17 protein-coding genes are annotated in these 20,665 nt (G+C 71.2%); 6 read left to right on the top strand and 11 right to left on the bottom strand.

The window, feature by feature from the left end; translation table 11 throughout:
- Positions 1–134: 134 nt before the first annotated feature.
- Positions 135–1,922, top strand: coding sequence for a cation:proton antiporter (locus PGH47_RS13605; protein WP_271663653.1), 1,788 nt, complete (start codon positions 135–137; stop codon positions 1,920–1,922).
- A gap of 10 nt (positions 1,923–1,932) precedes the next feature.
- On the opposite strand, the gene PGH47_RS13600 is transcribed toward PGH47_RS13605, so the two are convergent.
- Positions 1,933–2,886: a DUF389 domain-containing protein gene (locus PGH47_RS13600; protein WP_271663652.1), complete on the bottom strand. Its 954-nt coding sequence runs from the start codon at positions 2,884–2,886 to the stop codon at positions 1,933–1,935.
- Positions 2,887–3,051: 165 nt separating this feature from the next.
- On the opposite strand from PGH47_RS13600, the gene PGH47_RS13595 reads away from it, so the two are divergent.
- From PGH47_RS13595 to PGH47_RS13585, 3 genes are all read left to right on the top strand, one after another.
- Positions 3,052–4,875, top strand: coding sequence for a glycoside hydrolase family 15 protein (locus PGH47_RS13595; protein ID WP_271663651.1), 1,824 nt, complete (start codon positions 3,052–3,054; stop codon positions 4,873–4,875).
- A gap of 3 nt (positions 4,876–4,878) precedes the next feature.
- A complete protein-coding gene (locus tag PGH47_RS13590; protein ID WP_271663650.1) occupies positions 4,879–5,808 on the top strand; it encodes a cyclase family protein in 930 nt (309 codons plus the stop codon).
- A 97-nt stretch (positions 5,809–5,905) separates the two neighbouring features.
- Positions 5,906–7,483, top strand: coding sequence for a GMC oxidoreductase (locus tag PGH47_RS13585; protein WP_271668046.1), 1,578 nt, complete (start codon positions 5,906–5,908; stop codon positions 7,481–7,483).
- 12 nt (positions 7,484–7,495) lie between these two features.
- On the opposite strand, the gene PGH47_RS13580 is transcribed toward PGH47_RS13585, so the two are convergent.
- The 9 genes from PGH47_RS13580 to PGH47_RS13540 form a co-directional block, all read right to left on the bottom strand.
- Positions 7,496–8,536, bottom strand: a complete 1,041-nt coding sequence (locus tag PGH47_RS13580; protein ID WP_271663649.1) for a cytochrome d ubiquinol oxidase subunit II — start codon at positions 8,534–8,536, stop codon at positions 7,496–7,498.
- Positions 8,536–10,023 (bottom strand): cytochrome ubiquinol oxidase subunit I, encoded by a 1,488-nt coding sequence (locus tag PGH47_RS13575; RefSeq protein WP_271663648.1) that lies wholly within the window; start codon positions 10,021–10,023, stop codon positions 8,536–8,538. The genes PGH47_RS13580 and PGH47_RS13575 overlap by 1 nt, the downstream gene beginning before the upstream one ends.
- A 115-nt stretch (positions 10,024–10,138) precedes the next feature.
- Positions 10,139–10,978 (bottom strand): SDR family oxidoreductase, encoded by an 840-nt coding sequence (locus PGH47_RS13570; RefSeq protein ID WP_271663647.1) that lies wholly within the window; start codon positions 10,976–10,978, stop codon positions 10,139–10,141.
- A gap of 235 nt (positions 10,979–11,213) precedes the next feature.
- Complete coding sequence (locus PGH47_RS13565) at positions 11,214–12,965, bottom strand: VanW family protein (RefSeq protein ID WP_271663646.1); 1,752 nt, start codon at positions 12,963–12,965, stop codon at positions 11,214–11,216.
- Between the two features lie 178 nt (positions 12,966–13,143).
- Entirely contained in the window at positions 13,144–14,328 is a 1,185-nt protein-coding gene (locus tag PGH47_RS13560; RefSeq protein WP_271663645.1) for a DUF475 domain-containing protein, read from the bottom strand.
- Between the two features lies 1 nt (position 14,329).
- Positions 14,330–14,725: a universal stress protein gene (locus PGH47_RS13555; RefSeq protein WP_030946795.1), complete on the bottom strand. Its 396-nt coding sequence runs from the start codon at positions 14,723–14,725 to the stop codon at positions 14,330–14,332.
- Positions 14,726–14,743: 18 nt separating this feature from the next.
- Positions 14,744–16,246: a tripartite tricarboxylate transporter permease gene (locus PGH47_RS13550; protein ID WP_271663644.1), complete on the bottom strand. Its 1,503-nt coding sequence runs from the start codon at positions 16,244–16,246 to the stop codon at positions 14,744–14,746.
- Between the two features lie 7 nt (positions 16,247–16,253).
- Positions 16,254–16,793 (bottom strand): tripartite tricarboxylate transporter TctB family protein, encoded by a 540-nt coding sequence (locus PGH47_RS13545; protein WP_271663643.1) that lies wholly within the window; start codon positions 16,791–16,793, stop codon positions 16,254–16,256.
- Entirely contained in the window at positions 16,790–17,800 is a 1,011-nt protein-coding gene (locus PGH47_RS13540; protein WP_271663642.1) for a Bug family tripartite tricarboxylate transporter substrate binding protein, read from the bottom strand. Before PGH47_RS13540 ends, PGH47_RS13545 begins: the two co-directional genes overlap by 4 nt.
- A gap of 97 nt (positions 17,801–17,897) precedes the next feature.
- Between PGH47_RS13540 and PGH47_RS13535 the strand changes: the two genes are divergently transcribed.
- Positions 17,898–19,577, top strand: coding sequence for a sensor histidine kinase (locus tag PGH47_RS13535; RefSeq protein ID WP_271663641.1), 1,680 nt, complete (start codon positions 17,898–17,900; stop codon positions 19,575–19,577).
- Positions 19,574–20,254 carry a response regulator gene (locus tag PGH47_RS13530; RefSeq protein WP_271663640.1) on the top strand — a complete coding sequence of 227 codons (681 nt, stop codon included), beginning with the start codon at positions 19,574–19,576 and terminating at the stop codon, positions 20,252–20,254. Before PGH47_RS13535 ends, PGH47_RS13530 begins: the two co-directional genes overlap by 4 nt.
- 16 nt (positions 20,255–20,270) lie before the next feature.
- On the opposite strand, the gene PGH47_RS13525 is transcribed toward PGH47_RS13530, so the two are convergent.
- On the bottom strand, positions 20,271–20,567 hold the full coding sequence (locus PGH47_RS13525) for a DUF1876 domain-containing protein (RefSeq protein ID WP_271663639.1): 297 nt from the start codon (positions 20,565–20,567) through the stop codon (positions 20,271–20,273).
- Positions 20,568–20,665 lie beyond the last annotated feature (98 nt).

The raw sequence follows: 20,665 nt of genomic DNA, 5'->3' as shown, positions 1-20,665 counted from the left end.
GAGGCGTCAACTCCGGTTTCCCGGACCGGAATCCGCCGCACACCCGTCGGAGATGCGAGGAACTCCCCGCCGAGTGAGCATGAGACGCGAACGACGAGCGACTCAAGCGGGGGAGAAGCCGGGGAAAGCGAGCGGTGACGACCGACGAGGTCCTCTTCGGAGTGGGGCTGACCTTCGTGCTCGCGGTCGGCTCCCAGATCCTCGCCTCACGTGCGCGCATCCCCGCGCTGATCGTCCTGCTGCCGGCCGGCTTCGTCGCGGGCGCGCTGACCGACGACATCCACCCCGAGCGGCTGCTGGGCGCGGCCTTCGAGCCGCTGGTGTCGCTCGCCGTCGCGGTGATCCTCTACGACGCCGGGCTGGGGCTCGATCTGCGCCTGCTGCGCGGTCGTGAGCGCCGCACCGTGCTCCGGCTGATCGTGGTCGGCGTGGCCGTGTCCTGGGCGTTCACCACCCTGTTCGCCGTGCCCGTGCTGGGGATGTCGAGTCAGGCCGCGGTGATGCTCGGCGCGATCCTCGTGGTGTCGGGGCCGACCGTCGTCGGACCGCTGCTGGCCTTCGTTCGGCCGGCAGATCGGCTCCAGCGGATCCTCGTCTGGGAGGGCTCCCTCGTCGACCCGGTCGGCGCCGTCCTGGGCGCCCTGGTCTTCGCCGCCGTCCTCGACGACGGCGGCACCAGGGGCGACGGCACCCAGCTCGTGCAGTTCGCGATCAGTGTCGGGACCGGTCTGGCCGGGGCCGTCGTGGGGACGGCCCTGCTGTGGCTGCTGCTGGTCCGGCTGCGGCCGAGCGAGGTGCAGGCCACCTCCGCGCAGCTGGCCACGGTGATCGCGGTGGCGGCGGCCTGCGACATGGTCCGCGCGGACTCCGGGCTGATCGCCGCGATCGTCATGGGGCTGGCGGTGGTGCATCTGCCCCGGTTCGACGTGCCGGAGGAACGGCCCTTCCTCGAGACGCTGGTGCAGCTCATCATCGGCCTGCTGTTCGTGAGCATCTCCGCCTCGGTCACCCCGGACTCGCTGCACCATGTGGTCCTGCCGGCCCTCGGCCTGGTCGCGGTCCTCGTGTTGGTCGCCCGTCCGCTGGCCGTGTGGCTGGCGACGCTCGGGGCCGGCCTGAGCCGTGGCGAGCGCGGCTTCCTCGCGTGGATGGCGCCGCGCGGCATCGTGGCCGCGGCCAACGCGTCGACCTTCGCCACCGGTCTGGTCGCCGCGGGCATCGGCGGGGCCTCGAAGATCCTGCCGGTCACCTTCCTGGTCATCGCCGCGACCGTGACGCTGTACGGCCTGACCGCGGTCCCCGTCGCACGGCGTCTCGGTGCCACCCGGACCACCCGCGCCCGCCCGCTGCTGGTCGGCGGCGACCCCTGGGCCGTCGCGCTCGGGCGCGCCCTGCGGTCGGCGGGGCCTGAGGTGCTGATGTGGGCCAGTTCCGAGGAACAGCGGGGGCGTATCCGGGCGGCGGGCCTCGAACTGGCGCCGGGGGAGCTGCTGGCGGCGGCCACCGGACGCGGTGCCCGGCTCGAAGGCATCACCGCGGTGCTGTTCCTCACGGACGAGGACGACTTCAACGCGCTGGCGTCGATGGTGCTGCGCCGCGGCGCAGGGGTGCCGGTTCACCGCCTCGGCCCGCGCAGCCGCGAGTACGGAGTGGTGGCCCCGTACGGCACCGGGGAGACGCTGCTCGCTCCGCGGCTCAGCCGGCTCGCCGTGTCCGAGCGGTACGCGCAGGGTGCCCGCATCGTGGCGCGGCGGTTCGAGGGCCCGGTCCCGCGCGAGTACGACCTGCTGCTCCTGGTGCGGGCCGGCGGCCGGCTGGAGCCCGCGGGCGGCGGTGACCCGCCCGAGCCGCGGCCCGGTGACGTCGCCGTCATGATCGGACCGGTGCCGGATCGACCCGGGGGAGCGCCGGAGGAGGGCTGAGGGGAGAGGCTCAGCGTGCCTCGGTGCGCCCACTGTGTCGGCCGATGCGCCGCCAGATGAACCGCTGGAACCTGAGCGTCAGCACGCCCACCACGATCAACAGCACGATGTTGAGCAGGAGTTGGGCCAGTGAGCCGCGTGCCTGGTCCCAGTCGGAGAACGCGAGCGACACGCCGATGCCCGCGGCGGCCGGGATCGTGGTGACCGAGATGAAGACGCCGAGCAGCGCGCTCGTCCTGGCCTGGGTCAGCGACATGATGCCGACGACTCCGGCCAGCACCGCCACGACGACGGAGAAGAAGTTGGGGGCGTCGATGAGCGAGGAGACGGGCCTGATGCCCAGTTCGAAGGCCGTGGGCTGCAGGTCGCGGACCCGGATCACCCACGAGAACACCAGCGTCACCGCGATGGCCAGCAGGAAACCATTGGTCAGCGCGAGCAGGCCCTGCCGGATCCTGGTGCCGCTGCGGTGGTCGATACCCAGCGCGACGCTGGTGATGGCGCCGTACTCCGGCCCGACCACCATCGCCGCGACGATGAGGATCTGCGAGTTGGTGAAGATGCCCGACGCCGCGAGGAGACCGGCGATGACGAGATAGACGTAGAAACTCGGCACGTACGTGCCCTCCGCGCGGATGCGTGCCTCGACCTCCTCCCAGACGGGCGCGTGGGCGAGCGGACCGAGCTGCTGCCGTTCCGTCTCGGCGGCGATGCCGGAGAACGCGATCTCCACCGGCTCGATCACCATGGACCCGCGCCGGTCGAGACCGAGCTCGCGCAGCCCGCGCAGGACGGTGTTCGCGCCGCCCGCCAGGACGTCGCACACGATCGTGTCGCCGGTGGGACGCTGAGCCCGCACCGGCAGGAGAACCAGGTTGAAGACGAAGCGGTCGCCGGTCAGCAGCTCGAACACCCGAGGGGTGAGATCGGCGGGGCTCACCAGCCTGAGGTGGATCATCTGCATGACGGCCCCTTCCGTGCCTCGCCCTCCGTGTTCTTCTGGCAACATTCAGTAACGCCCACGGGGAGAGCGGTCGGCAAACCGACAGGGCGGGCGGCACCGGGGCGGTTGCCCGATAGTGGGAACAGGGCCCGTCCGAGATTGCTCCTCAGAGATTTCGGAGCCGCAATGGACCGCTATCCCCCCATCGCCGAACACGGGCTGGTGGGCGACCTCCAGACCGCCGCCCTCGTCTCCTCGCAGGGCGTCGTCGACTGGTTCGCCGCCCCCCGGTTCGATTCGCCCAGCGTCTTCGCCGCCCTGCTCGACCACGACCGCGGCGGCTATCTGCGGCTGTCCCCCGAGCATCCCGAGGGGACCTGCCGGCAGCTCTACTACCCCGACACCGCCATCCTGGTCACCCGGTTCATGTCACCGGACGGGGTCGGCGAGGTCCTCGACTTCATGCCGCTCGACAACAGCCGCACGGCCACCGACCGGCACACCCTGATCCGGGTCGTCCGGGTCGTGCGTGGCACGGTCGACTTCACCCTCGAATGCCGGCCGCGCTTCGACTACGGCCGCGCCGAGCACGAGCTCGAACTCGACGCGGACGGCGCCCTGTTCCGGGCCCCCGGCATCGACGCCCACCTGCGCTGCTCCTTCCCGCTGGAACCGGACGGCCGGGACGTGCGCGGCCGGGTGACGCTGCGGGCCGGCGAGTCGGGCGGCGCGGTGTTCACCGTCTGCGCGCCCGGCGGCGCCGCGCCCGACCCCCCGTCCGTCGACGGGCTGACCGGACAGTTCGAGGAAGTCGCCCTGTTCTGGCGGAAGTGGCTGCGCCAGTGCCGCTACCAGGGCCGCTGGCCCGAGCTGGTGCACCGCTCGGCCATCACCCTCAAGCTCCTCACCTACGCCCCCACCGGCGCCCTGATCGCGGCCGCCACCATGGGCCTGCCCGAACAGATCGGCGGGGAGCGCAACTGGGACTACCGGTTCACCTGGGTGCGCGACTCCGCGCTGTCCGTGCGGGTCATGCTGGACCTCGGGTTCGCCGAGGAGGCCGTCTCCTTCGTCCACTGGCTGGTGGACCGGCTGCGCGAGCGCGAGGGCAAGGAGGGGGAGCCGCTCCAGACGATGTACCGGGTCGACGGCAGCCCCGACCTGCCGGAGGAGACCCTGGACCACTTCGAGGGCTACCGCGGCTCCGCGCCGGTCCGCATCGGCAACGGCGCCGCCGACCAGCTCCAGCTGGACATCTACGGCGAGGCCCTCTACGCCGTCTCCCAGGGGCAGGAGGTCGCGCAGCAGTCCAGCTTCGAGGGCTGGCGGACGCTGAGCAGGACACTGGACTGGTTCGCCGACGCCTGGGACCGGCCGGACGAGGGCATCTGGGAGACCCGCGGCGGCCGGCGGAACTTCACCTACAGCCGGGTGATGTCCTGGGTCGCCTTCGACCACGGGATGCGGCTGGCCGACACCTTCCGCAGACCGGCCGACGTTGAGCGGTGGCGCGCGGCGCGGGACGCCATCTTCGACCAGGTCGTGGAGCGCGGCTGGAGCGAGAAGGAGCAGGCCTTCGTCCAGCACTACGACGGCGACGTGCTGGACGCCTCGCTGCTGCTGATGCCCAGGGTCGGTTTCGTCGCGGCCCGGGACCGGACCTGGCTGTCGACGCTGGACGCGATGGACCGCAGGCTCGTCTCCGACAGCCTCGTCTACCGCTACGACCCGGCGGCCTCCCCGGACGGCCTGCGCGGCTCGGAGGGCACCTTCAGCCTGTGCACCTTCCTCTACGTCGACGCGCTGGCCCGCGCGGGACGGCTGCCCCAGGCCCGCTACACCTTCGAGAAGATGCAGACGTACGCCAACCATGTCGGCCTCTTCGCGGAGGAGATCGGCCCCTCCGGGGAGCAGCTCGGCAACTTCCCCCAGGCCTTCACGCATCTGTCCCTGATCATGGCCGCCCTCACTCTCGACGAGGCGCTCGACGCGGCTGCGCAGGGGCGCTGAGCCATGGCCACCGATGCCCGTCCCGCCAGGCTCACCCCGGCCGAGTTCGACGCGCTGTACCGGCGCCTGGCGGGGCGCGCCGCCGAGGCCGACGCAGGCGGCGCCCGCAACCCCGCCCGGGTGCTGGCCGCGACCCGTGAGGTGCGCACCGGCCGGACGGTAACCATGGCCGCTCCGGTGCAGACGGCGCCCGGCCCCGACGATCCGGAGCCCGCCAGGCACCGGATGAGCCAGTGGCCCGGGCGGTCCGGCGAGTCCGGGAGCGGACTCCACTTCGCCATGGACTGCTTCGCCATGAACGTCCACGGCGACGCCGACAGCCATGTCGACGCCCTGTGCCATGTGATCTACGACGGCACCCTGCACGGCGGCGTCCCCGCGAGCACCGTCACCGAGGGCGGCGCCACCGCGCTCGCGATCGACGCCGCCCACGACGGCATCGTGGGCCGTGGCGTGCTCCTGGACATCCCGCGGCTGCGCGGCGTGCCCTGGCTCGAACCGGGTGATCACGTGAGTGCCGACGACCTCGGCGCGGCCGAGCGCGCCCAGGACGTCCGGGTGACCGAGGGCGACCTGCTGTTCGTCCGGGTCGGCCACCGGCTGCGCCGCGCCGAGCTGGGCGCCTGGCACGTGGCGCGGGCGCGCGCCGGGCTGCATCCGTCCGCGATGGAGTTCCTCGCGGAGCGCCGGGTCGCCGTGCTCGGCGGCGACGGCAACAACGACACCGCCCCGAGCTGCACCGACGGCGTCGACTTCCCCGTACACGTGCTGGCGATCCACGCCATGGGCCTGTACCTGCTGGACTACCTCCAGTTCGAGGACCTGGCGCAGGTGTGCGAGGAGGAGGGGCGCTGGTCGTTCCTCTGTGTCGTCGCGCCCCTGCGGCTGCCGGAGGCCACCGGCTCGCCGGTCAATCCGATCGCGGTCCTCTGAGCAGGCCCGGGATCCCCGCCGAGTCGCCGCTCCCGGAGGCGGCCGATACCGTCGAAACAGGGGGCACATGTTCCACTCCCGGAACGGGGGTCTGCGCATGGCCGACGACCGGCACTACGACGTCATCATCATCGGCACGGGAGCGGGCGGCGGCACACTCGCCCACCGGCTGGCCCCCACCGGCAAACGCGTCCTGATCCTGGAACGCGGCGACTACCTGCCGCGTGAGCGCGACAACTGGGAGTCCACCGCCGTCTTCATCAAGGGCAAGTACCGCGCCCCGGAGTTCTGGTACGACAAGCACGGCAAGGAGTTCCCGCCGGAGGTCAACTACTACGTCGGCGGCAACACCAAGTTCTACGGCGCCGCGCTCTTCCGGCTGCGGCCCGAGGACTTCGGCGAGCTGCGCCACCACGACGGCGTCTCACCGGCCTGGCCGATCCGCTACGAGGACCTGGAGCCGTACTACACCCAGGCCGAGCAGCTCTACCTGGTGCACGGCCGGCACGGCGAGGACCCGACGGAAGGTCAGGTCAGCGGCCAGTACCCGCACCCCCCGGTCGAGCACGAGCCGCGCATCCAGCAGTTGAGCGACGACCTGGAGAAGCGGGGCCTGCACCCCTTCCACCTGCCCATCGGCGTGAACCTCACCCAGGACGAGAACGGCGGGGCGACCCGCACCAGCGCCTGCATCCGCTGCGACCGGGTCGACGGCTTCCCTTGCCTGCTGGGCGCCAAGTCCGACGCGCAGGTGATCTGCGTCGATCCGGCGCTGCGGCACGACAACGTCACGATGGTGACCGGCGCCGAGGTGCGGCGCCTGGAGACCGACCCGACCGGGCGCACCGTCACCAAGGTGGTCACCCGAATCGGCGACATGACCGAGTCGTTCAGCGCCGACATCGTGGTGGTGGCCTGCGGCGCGGTCAACTCCGCCGTACTGCTGCTGCGTTCGGCGAACGACCGGCACCCGGGCGGCCTCGCCAACAGCTCCGACGTGGTGGGACGCCACTACATGCGGCACAACAACCTGGCCCTGATGGCCGTGTCGAAGGAGCCCAACCCCACCAGGTTCCAGAAGACCCTGGCGCTGCACGACTGGTATCTGGGCGCGGACGACTGGGACTTCCCGCTCGGCGGCATCCAGATGCTCGGCAAGTCCGACGCCGACCAGATCCACGGCGAGGCGCCCCGCTGGGCCGGCGCCGTCGCGCCCGACATGCCGTTCGAGACGCTCGCCCACCACGCCGTCGACTTCTGGCTGTGCGGGGAGGACCTCCCGCTGCCCGAGAGCCGCGTCACCCTCGACGAGGACGACGGGGTCCATCTCGCCCTGGACGAGAAGAACAACATCGCCGGGCTCGAGCGCCTCCAGCACAAGCTGCGCGGGATGCTCGAACACCTGGGCATGCACGAGCACCATCTGCTGCCGCACAGCCTCTACCTGCACAAGGGCATGCCCATCGGGGCCACCGCGCACCAGGCCGGCACCGTACGGTTCGGCACGGACCCGCGCAGCTCCGCCCTCGACGTGCACTGCAAGGCCCACGATCTCGACAACCTCTACGTCGTGGACACCGGCTTCTTCCCGAGCATCGGTGCGGTGAACCCGTCACTGACCGCCATGGCGAACGCCCTGCGGGTCGGTGACCACATCGCCGAACGGCTGCGCTGACGGGACGGCGGGTCAGTAGTTGTCCCCCGGCGCCTTCGCGGCCCCGGTGTCGGCGTCCGTGAGCGGCTCCAGGGTGCCCATGGTGTCGAGCCGGTAGAGCAGCACCAGCGCCGGGCCGACCAGGACGACGGCGATGACCGTGACGATCGCCAGCCAGCGCAGGGTGTGCGCGGCACCGGCCGCCTCGGACACCGTCAGGGAGGTGGGCAGCAGATAGGGCCGTTGCGCCAGGCCCCAGGCGACGACGATCAGCGCGACGCTCGCCACCGAGGTGTACCGGGTCCACGCGTAGGACCGGCGAAGCAGGAGCAGCACCGTGGCAACCCCGCACACCCCGGCCAGGATCACCGGCAGCAGACCCCAGCCGCTGGTCAGCCCGTCCCAGACGTAGCGGGCGTCGTCGTGGGTGACGGGCAGGGCGACGATCGCGAGGACGACGACGGCGGCGAAGGCGAACAGCGCGCGCACCCGGAAGTAGTCCACCAGGTCCTCCGCGTCGAAGCGCAGCGCGTCGGAGCAGAGGAACACCGCTCCCAGGAACGCGGTGGCGGCGACGGCCAGCAGGCCCGTCAGGACCGACGTCGGATTGGCCCAGGCGTCCGCGGTGGCGGTCGTGCTGACGGCGACCCGGCCGGCGGCGACGGCGCCGAGCGCCGCCCCCAGGAAGAACGGCGTGACCAGCGACGCCAGGGCGAACGCGGCACCGTAGATCCGTCGTCGGGCGAGCCGCCGGGTCGGCTTGCGCAGGGCGAACCCGGCGCCGCGCAGCACCAGCCCGACCGCGGCGAGGGCGAGCGGCAGCCACAGGGCGGTGAACACGGCCTGGAACAGCGTCGGGAAGCCCGTCCACATGACGACCAGGACGAAGATCAGCCAGACGTTGTTGGTCTCCCAGACCGGCGCCATGGCGTGGTCGATGAGCCAACGGGGCCGCCGCCCGCGTTCGGCCCCGCCGGCCAGCAGGTCCCAGAACCCGGCGCCGTAGTCGGTGCCGCCGGCGCAGGCATAGGCGGCGATGGCGAGGACCATCACCCAGGCGATGAGGTCGGCCATCACGACGCACCGCCCGCGGAGTCGCCGGAGCCGTCACCGGGCGCGGTGCGGGCGCCCGCCGGTTCGGGCTCGCCCCTGGGGCCGTAGGGGGTGTCGGTCTCCGGGTGCGGCCCGGTGCGGGCGGTCGGGTCGGCCTCGTCGGCGATGCGCCAGCGCGTCCGCATCTTCAGCAGGACCGCGAGGAACGCTCCGAAGACGCACACGTACACGGCCATGACGATGCCGAGCATGGCCCAGAGCGAGCCGGCACGGGTGTCGGTCACCGCCTCCGAGACCCGCATGTGGTTGTAGACGATCCAGGGCTGACGGCCCACCTCGGTGGTGATCCAGCCGCACTCCACGGTCACCAGGCAGGCCGCGCCCGCGATCGCCGCGCAGCGGAAGAACCAGCGGCTGTGCGGCAGGTCCCGGCGCCGCCACCAGCACCAGGCGTACCAGAGGGCGAGCAGGATCAGCAGGCTCCCGATGGTGGCCATGATGTCGAACGCCCAGTGGACGATGGTGGCCTGGACGGCGTTGGGACGGTCCGAGGCCGGTACCGACGTCAGCCCGGTCACCTTGGTGCTGGGTTTGAAGCCGGCGAGGATCGAGTCCAGTTGGGGGATCTTGATCCCGCCGGAGATCGATCCGTCGCTGTTCAGCCGCCCGAACAGGTACTCGGGGACATGGGTGTCCGTCTCCCAGACGATCTCCATGGCCGCGAACTTGATCGGCTGCTTGTGGAAGACGGACCGGGCGGCGGAGTCGCCGAGCATGAACTGGATCGGGGTCAGGATCGCGGCCACGGTGAACGGCACCGTGAAGCCGAGCCGGTGATACCGGTCGCGGCGCCCGCGCAGCCAGCCGACCGCGTACACACCGGCGACCAGGTAACCGGCCGTCAGGAACATCGCCACCACGAAGTGCCAGTACTCCGGGCCGAAGATCGGGGTGAAGATCGCCTGCCGTACGTCGACCTGGACGGGATCACCGTTCGCGTCGAGTTCGAACCCCTGCGGCGTGTTCATCCAGGAGTTGGCCGCGATGATGCCGAACGCCCCCAGCAGCGCGGTCAGCGGCAGCGGCACGGCCAGCCAGAAGTGCGTCCAGGGCTTGAGGCGGCGCCAGCCGTAGAGGTAGATCGCGATCAGGATCGCCTCAAGGAAGAACGCCCACGCCTCGACGCCGAACCCGAGGCCGAAGACGTCACCCCAGCGGCCCATCATCCCCGGCCACAGCAGGCCGAGTTCGAAGGACAGCACGGTGCCGGTGACGACCCCGACGGCGAACTGGATCGCCATCACGGCCGACCAGCGCCGGGCGAGCTTGAGCGCGACGGGGTCGTTGCGGCGCAGTCCCCGGTGGTGCATGACCAGCGTGATGAACGGCAGGGCCACACCGAACGGGACCAGCAGGATGTGCGAGGCGAGCGTGAACGCCATCAGCTCACGGGCCGGCAGGAGTTGGGGCGGGGTGCTCGCCGCCAGCAGGGACACGGTGCCGATCATGTGTGCCTCGGTGGTCTGGGCCCGCGGGGTCGCGGGGTGCGGAACGGCGAGGTGTGCGCCGGACGGGGACACCGGACGGGCCGGGACGCGGGTGCGGGCACCCCTGCCCGGGGGGTCAGCCGCCGGTGGCGAAGCCGGGGAAGAGCGTCATGCCGCCGTCGACGTAGAGCGTGCTGCCCACGACGTAGTCGAGCAGGTCGGACGCCATCGCGACCGCGGCGTTGGCGATGTCCTCCGGGTCGCCCACCCGCTTGTACGGGATCAGCCGCAGCAGGTCGGCCTCGGCCTCCGGAGTGGACCAGGCGTCGTAGTTGATCGGGGTGCGGATGGCGCCCGGCGCGATCGCGTTGACCCTGATCCGCTGCGGGGCCAGCTCCTGGGCGAGGGTCTGCATCAGCATGCCCACCCCGCCCTTGGAGGAGGCGTAGTTCACGTGCCCCGACCAGGGGATGACCTGGTGGACGGAGCTCATGCAGATGATCTTCCCGGCCGAGCGGGACACCTCCTCGACCACGCCCCGGCGCATGAACTCCTTGGCGGCCTCGCGGGCGCACAGGAACTGGCCCGTCAGATTGACGTCGATGACCTTCTGCCAGTGGGCGAGCGTCATGTCGGTCAGGGGCGCGTCCCGCTGGAGGCCCGCGTTGGCCACCATGATGTCGATGGTGCCGAACTCCTCCACCATCTGCGCGACCATGGCCACGACCTGGTCCTCGTCGGACACGTCGGCCTGGTGGGCGTAGGAGCGGACCCCGTGGGCCTTGATCTGCTCCACGACCTTCTCGGCCTCGTCCGCGCCGGCGACGTAGTTCACCACGACGTCCGCCCCGGCCCGGCCAAGGGCGACCGCGGTCGCCAGGCCGATGCCCGAGTTGGCGCCGGTCACCAGCGCCTTCTGGCCCCTGAGCAGCTGGGCGTTCAGCGCCGGCGCCTTGTCGTCGGCCGTTCCTGCCATCGCGATCTCTCCTTCGGCGTCTGGGACGGCACGCGTCACCGGTGGCGGGCGACACGGTGGGGGAAGGCCGGGAGTGGATCGGCCGCCGGTCCGCACGGGGACATGAGCAGCCCGGTGCCAGAACCGCCGCGTGCCCGGTGCCCCGACCCAAGCACCACGCGCCGTGGTTGGGCCGCACCGGCACGCTGGGCGGCCGCTTCGGGCCGGGGCATGTCACACGGCCGGGCTACGGTCCTTACGGCGACTGCGGCTCGCAGACGATCTCGTCACGCGGGTGGTAGTGCGTGCGGAACGGCTCGCGCCGCACCACCTGGCCGTCCTGGACGAAGACCCGCTGCACGGCCACGTCGAAGCCCTCCAACGGAGTCTGCGGGACGCACCGTTCGGCCGTGCTCACCTTCCGCTCGGGCTGCTTCACATTGGTGCGCGGGCTCTTGATCGCACCGATGTCGTCGTACTTGCGGGTGCCCAGGAAGGAGATCGTCACCGAGGAGTCGGTGGAATGGGCCTGGATGTAGATGGCGTGGCCCGAGTCGTTGTTGAACCTCAGGTCCAGGCTGCCCCAGGCCACCGTCGCCTCACGGCCCTCCGGGTAGCGCTCGATGTAGAACGAGTGGGCGCCGTGCTCCAGAGGTTTGACGCCGGCGAAGAACATCGCGTTGAACATGGTCGTCGCCACCGCCGACACACCGCCGCCGGGCGCCCTGGTGAACTCGTCGTTGAGGATCATCACACCCTCCACGAAGCCGTTGGCCTCGGTGCGCTCGCCGACGGTCCGGTTGAAGCTCCAGTCCTTGCCGGGCATGACGACGGAGCCGTTGATCAGTTCCACCGCGCGGCCGATGTTGCGCGAGCGGTACGGCGCCGGTTCGAAGTTGACGGTGAAGGAGGACATCTGCTCGCGCAGGCCGAGCCGCTCGACGTTCGCGCGGGTCACCTGCGGCTCGGCCACGAGCGTGGCGATCTCGCCGCTGCGGGCGGCGCCCCGCCGGGTGAGCAGCGGCATCACGGCCTTGCCCAGCGCCTTGTCGGTGACGACATGTCCGGCCCGGCCGTCCTCGGCCACCCCGACCCGGTTGCCGACGAGGCGCAGCTCGGCGTTGTGCGCCCGGGCGGGCAGCGTGGACAGGGGGTGGGCCACGGCGGGGTCGGCGCGCAGGCCCGCGGCGTCCAGCTTCGGCGTGAGGTGCCCGGCGTCGTCCGCGCGCATCCGAAGGTGCTCGCCCAGGACGGGCTGCTCGATGCTGAAGCGCCGGTCGGCCGCGGTGAGGGTGACGGGCGCCGACATGGCGGGCTCCGCGAACTCGCGCACCGCCCGGCGCATCTCCCGCTCGGTGACCTTGGGCTTCGTCTCATGGGTGGGCAGGGCGGTGACGGCCTTGGCGTCGCCCTCCAGGAAGGCGGTGCTCAGGGTGCCGACAGCGGCGTCCGTGTCGAGGGCGTGGCCGCTGTGCGGGGTGACCGGCCGCACCTGGCCGTTCTCGAAGCCGACGGCGCCCTCGCGGACCTTCTGGTCGAGCGCCTTCGCCATCTTCTTCAGCGTGCCGTGGGCCTTGTCCTCGTCGACGTGCACGGCCGGCTCGACCGGGCCGCCCGAGCTGAAGAGGCCGCCGATCACGCTGAACGGGTCGGCGTTCTCGGTGCGGCCCGCGCGGTCCACGGTCCTCTCGTAGTCGAAGGTGATGCCGACCTTCGAAGGATCGACGGTGGTCCTGCGGTCACCGATCGTCACGGTCAGCTCGCGGGCGCCGGCCGGTCCCAGTCGGTCCTCCAGCTTCTTGACGGCCTCCGCCCGGCTCAGGCCCCCGATGTCCACGCCGCGCACTGTCGTGCCGCCCTCTATGTCGCCGCCCGAGAGCAGCAGCCCGGCGAGATACAGGCCGCCGATGCCGACGGTGAGGGCACCGCCGGCCAGGGCCAGGGGCGGAAGCGAGCTGATACGGCGAGCCGAGACGGTTCGCGGGACGGAGGGGGCGCGGAGGCGCATGAGTCTCCAGGGCGGGCGATCGACGAGGACGGCGCGTGGATGACGCGACGCTGTGCGCGAGGCAAACACATCCAGCTAGCCATAATCGGGCGAAAACGCCTATGTCGTGGACCACGTTTGCCCCGGATCACGCCTTGTGTCCCGCCCGAAAGCCCCGCCCCGGAGGCCCGGCCGCGTCTCACGCCCCCGACGTCACCTCCGCCTTCTCGTCCCGCTCGTCCTGAGCGTCGTCCGTCCCGTCCGCGGCCGTCCCGTCCGTCCCGTCCGCCCCGGACGCCTCCAGCGCCCTGTTGCGGCGAACCGAGGCGAGGAAGGACGCGGCGATCAGGACCACACCGATCAGGCCCGTGATGATCTCGCTGATCTGGTGCTGGATGGTGATCAGCAGGATCGCGGCGAGGGCGCCGATGGCGTAGTGGGCGCCGTGCTCCAGGTAGACGTAGTCGTCGAGGGTGCCCTGCCGGACCAGGTAGACCGTGAGCGAACGGACGTACATCGCGCCGATGCCGAGGCCGAGCGCCATCCAGAAGATGTGGTTGGTGATGGCGAAGGCGCCGATCACGCCGTCGAAGGAGAACGACGCGTCCAGGACCTCCAGGTAGAGGAAGAGGAAGAACGCGGCCTTGCCGGCGAGCGCGACCGCCGAGACCGGCCGGCCCTCGGCCCGGGCCCTCTCCTCCTCCTCGTGCTCGTGTTCCTCCTCCTCTTCGAGCCGGTCCTCGAAGAACCCGGAGAGACCGCCGACCACGAGATACGTGATCAGACCGGCGACCCCGGACAGCAGCACGGTGGCGGTCTTGTCCGCGTGGCCGGTGCTGACGTGGGCGTGGCCGGCGAAGGTCAGCGCCGTCGCGAGCAGGGCGATCAGAGCCAGGCAGACCGCCAGCATGTCGATCTTGCCGAGCCTCGCGAGCGGGCGCTCCAGCCAGGCCAGCCACTTGATCTCGCGATCCTCCAGGATGAACTCCAGGAAGATCATCAGCAGGAACATGCCGCCGAAGGCCGCGATCGCCGGGTGCGCGTCGGTGACCAGGTCCTGGTAGCGGCCGGGGTCGTCCAGGGCGAGCCGGACCGCCTCCACGGGCCCGACCTTGGCGCTGATGGCGACGATCACGACCGGGAACACCAGCCGCATGCCGAACACCGCGATCAGGATGCCGAGGGTGAGGAAGATGCGCTGCCAGAAGGCATTCATCTTCTTCAGCACGCCGGCGTTGACGACCGCGTTGTCGAAGGACAGCGATATCTCCAGGACCGACAGGATCAGCACGATCCCGAATGCCTCCCAGCCCCACTGCCACGCGGCGAAGGCGAGGCCGAGCGCCGTGACGGCGAACGACCAGCCGAAGGTCCGCAGCACCATGTCAGCCCTCCGCCTTCACGGCCAGGACCGGGCAGCCCACGCCCAGCAGGATCTGCTGGGCCGCCGAACCCATGATCAGCTTGCCGACCGCGCTGCGCCGCCGCAGCCCGATCACCACCAGGGAGGCGTCCTTGGTCTCCGCGAGGTCGATGATCTCCTCGGCGGCGTCACGGGCGCCCAGGACCTGGCGGATGTCGAAGTCGATGCCGAGGGCCGCGAGGTCCTCGCGGACATGGCTCAGATCGGGTTCCTGCGCGAAGCGGGGATCCACCAGGGAGTCGCCCCGCGTGGTGTTCACGACCAGGAGTTTCTCCTTGCGCCGGCGGGCCTCGTCGATCGCCGCGCGCAGGGCCGCCTCCCCCTCCGGTGAGGGGACGTAGCCGACCAGGATGGTCATCTCGTTTTCTCCAGATGCTCAGGCGGCGCTACGCGCGCGCAGGGGACGTACGACGAATCTGCGGATCAGCGGCCACACCAGGACCAGGACGATCACCGTGTAGACCGTGTACGACACCGGTCCGCCCAGCAGCCCCGACATCTCGCCGCCGGACAGCTGGAGGGAGCGCCGGCCCTGGAGCTCCGCGCGCGGGCCGAGGATCACGCCGACGATCAGCGGCAGGACCGGCAGCCCGAAGCGTCGCATGGCGAAGCCCAGCAGGCCCAGGGTGAGGAGGATGAACAGATCGAGCGGCTGCGCGTTGACGGCGTAGGCGCCCATCGTGGCGAAGAAGAGGATGCCCGCGTACAGGTAGGGGCGCGGGATCTGGAGCAGCTTCGCCCACACCGGGGCCAGCGGCAGGTTCAGCAGCAACAGCAGCAGGTTGCCGACGAAGAGGCTGGCGATCAGGACCCAGACCAGGCTCGCCTCACGCTCGAAGAGCAGGGGCCCGGGCTGGATGCCGTACGACTGGAAGGCGGCCAGCATGACCGCCGCCGTGGCGTTGGTCGGCAGGCCGATCGCCAGCATCGGGACCAGGGTGCCCGCGGCGGAGGCGTTGTTCGCGGCCTCCGGGCCCGCCACACCCTCGATGGCGCCCTTGCCGAACTCCTCGGGGTGCTTGGTCAGCCGCTTCTCGGTGGCGTACGACAGGAACGTCGGGATCTCCGCGCCACCGGCCGGCAGCGCGCCGAACGGGAAGCCGTACGCCGTCCCCCGCAGCCAGGGCTTCCAGGACCGCTTCCAGTCCTGCCGGCCCATCCACGGGCGGCCGACGGGTATCACCTCGGCCGGCCGGCGGCGCAGATGCGCGGCCACCCACAGCGCCTCGCCGACCGCGAAGATGCCGACGGCGACCACGACGACGTCGATGCCGTCGGCCAGCTGCGGTATGCCGAGGGTCAGGCGCTGCTGGCCCGAGACCGTGTCGATGCCGACCAGGCCGATCGTCAGGCCGAGGAGCAGGGATATGAAGCCGCGGATGCGGGACGAGCCCAGGATCGACGTCACGGCGATGAACGACAGCAGCATCAGCGCGAAGTAGTCCGGCGCGCCCAGGCTGACCGCGAAGTCCACCACGAACGGGGTGATCAGGACCAGCAGCAGGGTGCCGATGGTGCCCGCCACGAAGGAGCCGATCGCCGCCGTCGCCAGCGCCTGGGCGGCTCGGCCCGCCTTCGCCATCTTGTTGCCCTCGATGGCGGTGACCACCGACGAGGACTCGCCCGGGGTGTTCAGCAGGATCGACGTCGTCGAGCCGCCGTACATGCCGCCGTAGAAGATGCCGGCGAACATGATGAACGCCTGCACCGGCTCCATGCCGTAGGTGATGGGCAGCAGCAGGGCCACCGTCATCGCCGGGCCGATGCCCGGCAGGACGCCCACCGCGGTGCCGATGATCACGCCGACCAGGGCGAGCAGCAGATTCAGCGGGTCCATGATGTCCGCGAAGCCCTGCATGAGGTTGTTCAGGTTGTCCATCGCGGCCTCACAGGATTCCTTGCAGCACGCCGGCGGGGAGGTTCACGCCGAGGCCGATCGCGAAGGCGTAGAAGGTCGTCAGGGAGAGCGTCGCGGCGATCAGCAGATTGCGTATGTAGTGCCGGTTGCCGAGCGCGAACGCCGTGCCCCAGAACAGCAGGCCGCCGCTGATCACCCAGCCGAGCCGCTCGATGAGCAGCGCGTTCGCCACGAACACCGCGACCAGCAGCGCCACCGTGCGCCAGTCGGCGCCGCCCGACAGGTCGACGTCCTCGCCGGCCTCCGGCTCGCCGTGGCCGCCCCGGGCCACATCGACGGCGTACAGCACCGCGAGCACCACCAGCAGCGTGCCCAGGATCAGCGGGACCGCGCGCGGGCCGACCGGGTCGGTCCCGCTGGTGATGTGCGGGATGCCGAGGGCGTCCACGACCACGGCGGTGCCCAGCAGGGCGAGGAACGCGCACATGCCGTACTGCGTGCGGTCCCCGCCCTCCCGGGGCGGAGGGGAGTCCTCCACGGTCCGTTCGTCCTTCACCTGGGAGCTCATGCCAGCCCGAGCTCGGCCAGCAGGTCGGCGACCGCCTTGTCCTGCTCGGTCAGGAAGGTGCCGAACTCGTCACCGGTCGCGAAGGCGTCGACCCAGCCGTTCTTCTCCAGCTGCGCCTGCCACTCCTTGGAGTCGTGCATCGTGGTCAGGGCGTCGACCCAGGTCTTCTTCTGCTCCTCGGTGATGCCCGGAGGGGCCACGATGCCGCGCCAGTTGGTGAAGACCAGGTCGATGCCGGAGTCCTTCAGCGTGGGGGCGTCCTTCAGCGCCTCGATCGGCTTCTCGCTGGTGACCGCGAGGACGCGGACCTGGCCGGCCTCGATCTGGTCGAGGAACTCGCTGTACCCGCTGGCGCCGAAGGCCAGCTTGTTGCCGAGGATGGCCGGCAGCAGCTCGCCGCCGCCGTCGTAGGAGACGAAGTTGACGTCCTTCGGCTTGATGCCGACGGCCTTCGCCAGCTGCATCGGCAGCAGATGGTCGGGGCCGCCCGCCGTCGAGCCGCCGCCCACCGCGAACTTCTTGGGGTTCTTCTTCCAGGCGGTGACGAGGTCGTCCATCGTCTTGTACGGGGAGTCCTTCGGCACCACGATCGCGCCGGCCTCCTCGATCAGCTTGGCGAGCGGCGTGGTGTCGGTCAGCGTCGCCTTCGACTTCGAGGTGTACGAGGCTCCCACGACACCGAGGCCCATCTGCATGGCCATCTTGCCGTTGCCCTTCTCGTTCACCAGGCGCTGCAGGCCCACGGTGCCGCTGGCGCCGGGCAGGTTGAAGACCTGCACGCCGGAGGCGACCTCGGTGTCCTGCATGACCTGGGTGACGGTGCGGGCGGTGAGGTCGTAACCGCTGCCCGGGGTGTTGGGGACCATCAGCCGAAGGCCGGTCACGGGCTTGCCGGACCCGCTTCCACCTCCGGACTCGTCCTTGTCGGCGGTGGCGCCGCAGGCGCTCACCGCGACCATCGACACGGCGGCAAGAGCTCCGACAAGTGCGGCTCGTCGACTTCTCATGGCTCATCTCTTTCGCTCGGCCCGTTCCGGCGCCATGATTGTGCGGTTCCTGAGACACCCCGTCTCGGTTGTGTGACCATTGAAGGTTGAGTTCATAGTGGTCATAACGTCCCGGCCACACAGGCGTCAGACGCTCGCAGGTGAGCTGCTGGTATGGCAGCTCGCCATTGTCGTGATCGTGCTCGCCGCCGTCGCGGCGGTCTCGCTGGCGCAGTCCAAGGCCACGTTCGACCGGGTCGAGGGGCGCCGGGTGACCGCCCTCGCCGAGGAGACGGCGGGCAACCCCCTGGTGCGCACGCAGCTCGTGCGGCCCGCGCCGGCCGAGATGCTCGCCCCGCTGCTCCAGTCCACGCTCACCAGGTCCGGTGTCACCTCCGCCCTCGTCGCCGACACCGACGGCGAGATCGTAGCGGCCACCGACCCGACCCTCGTCGGAACGCGGATGCCGGGCGACGGACCCCAGGTCACCGAGGCCGTCGGCTGGTCCGGGGAGCTGCCGGTGGGCGGCGTCACCCAGCTCGTCGCGCAGGCGCCGGTGCTCGGGGCGGAGACGAAGAACGCCGGGGACCACCTCGGCACCGTGATGATCGGGCGGACCTCCCCGTCGGTGTGGCAGCGGCTCGTCGGCGCCTCCTCCTATCTGCTGGTCTACCTCGGCGTCGCCAGCGTCCTCGGCCTGGCCGGCTCCTGGCTGCTGGCCCGGCGCATCAAACGCCAGACCTTCGGCATGGAGCCGCGCGAGATCGCCGGGCTCGCCGAGCACCGGGAGGCGATGCTGTTCGGGATCGCCGAGGGCGTGGTCGCCCTCGACCCGCAGCAGCGCCTCACGCTCGTCAACGCCGTCGGCCGCGGCCTGCTGGACCTGCCCGAGAACTGTGTCGGGATGAGCCTGGCCGACCTCGGAATCGAGGGGCGGCTCTACGACGTCCTGGCCGGGACCCCGCGCGAGGGCGAATCCGGCGATCCCGCGCGACGGGACGAGGTCGTCATCCGCCGGGGCCGCGTCCTGGTGATGAACCGCATGGACGTCACCAAGGACGGCCGCCTCCTCGGCTCGGTGACGACCCTGCGCGACCGCACCGAACTCGCCCAGCTGGAAAGGGAGTTGGGCTCCTTCCGCAGCTCCGCCGAACTGCTGCGCGCCCAGGCCCACGAGTTCTCCAACCAGCTGCACACCATCTCCGGGCTCATCCAGATCAACGAGCACGACGAGGTCGTCCGCTACGTCCGCGCCCTGCGCAAGCACCGCGAGTCGCTCGACGTGAGCATCACCAGCCGGGTCGGTGACCGGGCCGTCGCCGCGCTGCTCATGGCGAAGTCGGCGCTGGCCGCGGAACGCAAGGTGCGGCTGAAGATCTCCGAGCGCACCTCCCTGGACCGGCTGGAGCCGACCGACTCCGCGGACGTGGCGACCGTGCTCGGCAACCTCGTGGACAATGCCGTCGACGCCGCCGCCGGCGGCGCCCGGCAGGGGGAGGGCGACCCCGAGGCATGGGTGGAGGTGGAGCTGCGCCAGGACGCCTCCAGCGTGGAGATCGTCGTACGGGACTCGGGGCCCGGGGTGGCGCCCGAGCTCGCGCAGGAGGTGTTCCTGCACGGGTTCACCACCAAGGCCGCGCAGGGCGGCGACCGCGGCATCGGCCTGGCGCTGACCCGACTGGTGTGCAAGCGCCGGGGCGGCGAGGTGTCGGTGGCCAACACCGAGGAGGGCGCCATGTTCACCGCCCGCATGTCCGTCGGCCGACCGGCCGACCGAGCGACGGAGGCAGTCCGATGATCGACGTCCTGATCGTGGAGGACGACTTCATGGTGGCGCGGATCCACCGTGGATTCGTCAACGACGTCGACGGGTTCCGGGTGATCGGCACCGCGAACTGCGGCGAGCAGGCGATCGCCGCGGTCGGCGAGCTGCAACCGGACCTGGTGCTGCTCGACCTCTACCTGCCCGACATGTTCGGCCTGGAGATCATCCCCCGGCTGCGCACCGCCGGGCACGACTGCGACGTCATGGTGATCAGCGCGGCACGCGAGTCCGAGGCGGTCCGCGGCGCCGTACGCCAGGGTGTCGTCGACTATCTGCTGAAGCCCTTCGACGCGGAGGACCTGCGCACCCGCCTGGAGCAGTACGCGGCCCGGCGCAGCAACCTCTACGCGGCCGTGGTCAGCGGCCAGTCCGACGTCGACCGGGCACTGGCCCGGGGCGCCGCGCCCACCGCCGCGCCGGCCGCCCTGCCCAAGGGCATGAGCGTGGAGACCGCCGAACTGATCGAACGCGAGCTACGGGCGGCCGACGGCAGCCTCTCCGCCGCCGAGTGCGCGGCCCGCTCCGGGGTGTCCCGGGTCAGCGCCCGGCGCTATCTGGAGCACTTCAGCGTCACGGGCCGGGCCGAGGTGTCCCTGCGGTACGGGCAGGCGGGACGGCCCGAGCGGCGCTACAGCTGGCTGGACGTCTAGGCGGCTCCCGAACCCTTCAGGGCCGCTCCCACGCCCCGCTGCCGTCCCGGTCGGCCGGTCCGGCCATGTTCACGATGTCGTCGGACGCGACGTCGTGCAGCCGGATCGCCAGGTCCTCCAGGGCGCGGCTGGCGGCGAGTTCGTCGCCGATCTCGGGGATCGGCCGGTCGACGGGGTTGCGGTGGGCCACACCCCGGCCGGTCACGGCCATCAGGTCCTCAGGCGTGTCCTGCGTGGTCAGCACGGCCTCGGCGCGGGTGTCGTCGCCGTCCTCGGTGATGTGGATCCGCACGGTCCATTGCTTGTCTTCCATCGAGATCACTTCCGTACCGGGGCGGTGGGGGAGAGGTGTCGGGGGCCCCACTGACGAGCGTGCGCCTGTCGGCGGGCCGGGTCCAGCGCGGTCGACGG

Source organism: Streptomyces sp. HUAS 31, assembly GCF_028198125.1.
GTDB lineage: Bacteria > Actinomycetota > Actinomycetes > Streptomycetales > Streptomycetaceae > Streptomyces > Streptomyces chartreusis.
The sequence above is the reverse complement of the archived record's forward strand: the minus strand, read 5'-3'. Positions and strand labels throughout refer to the sequence as shown.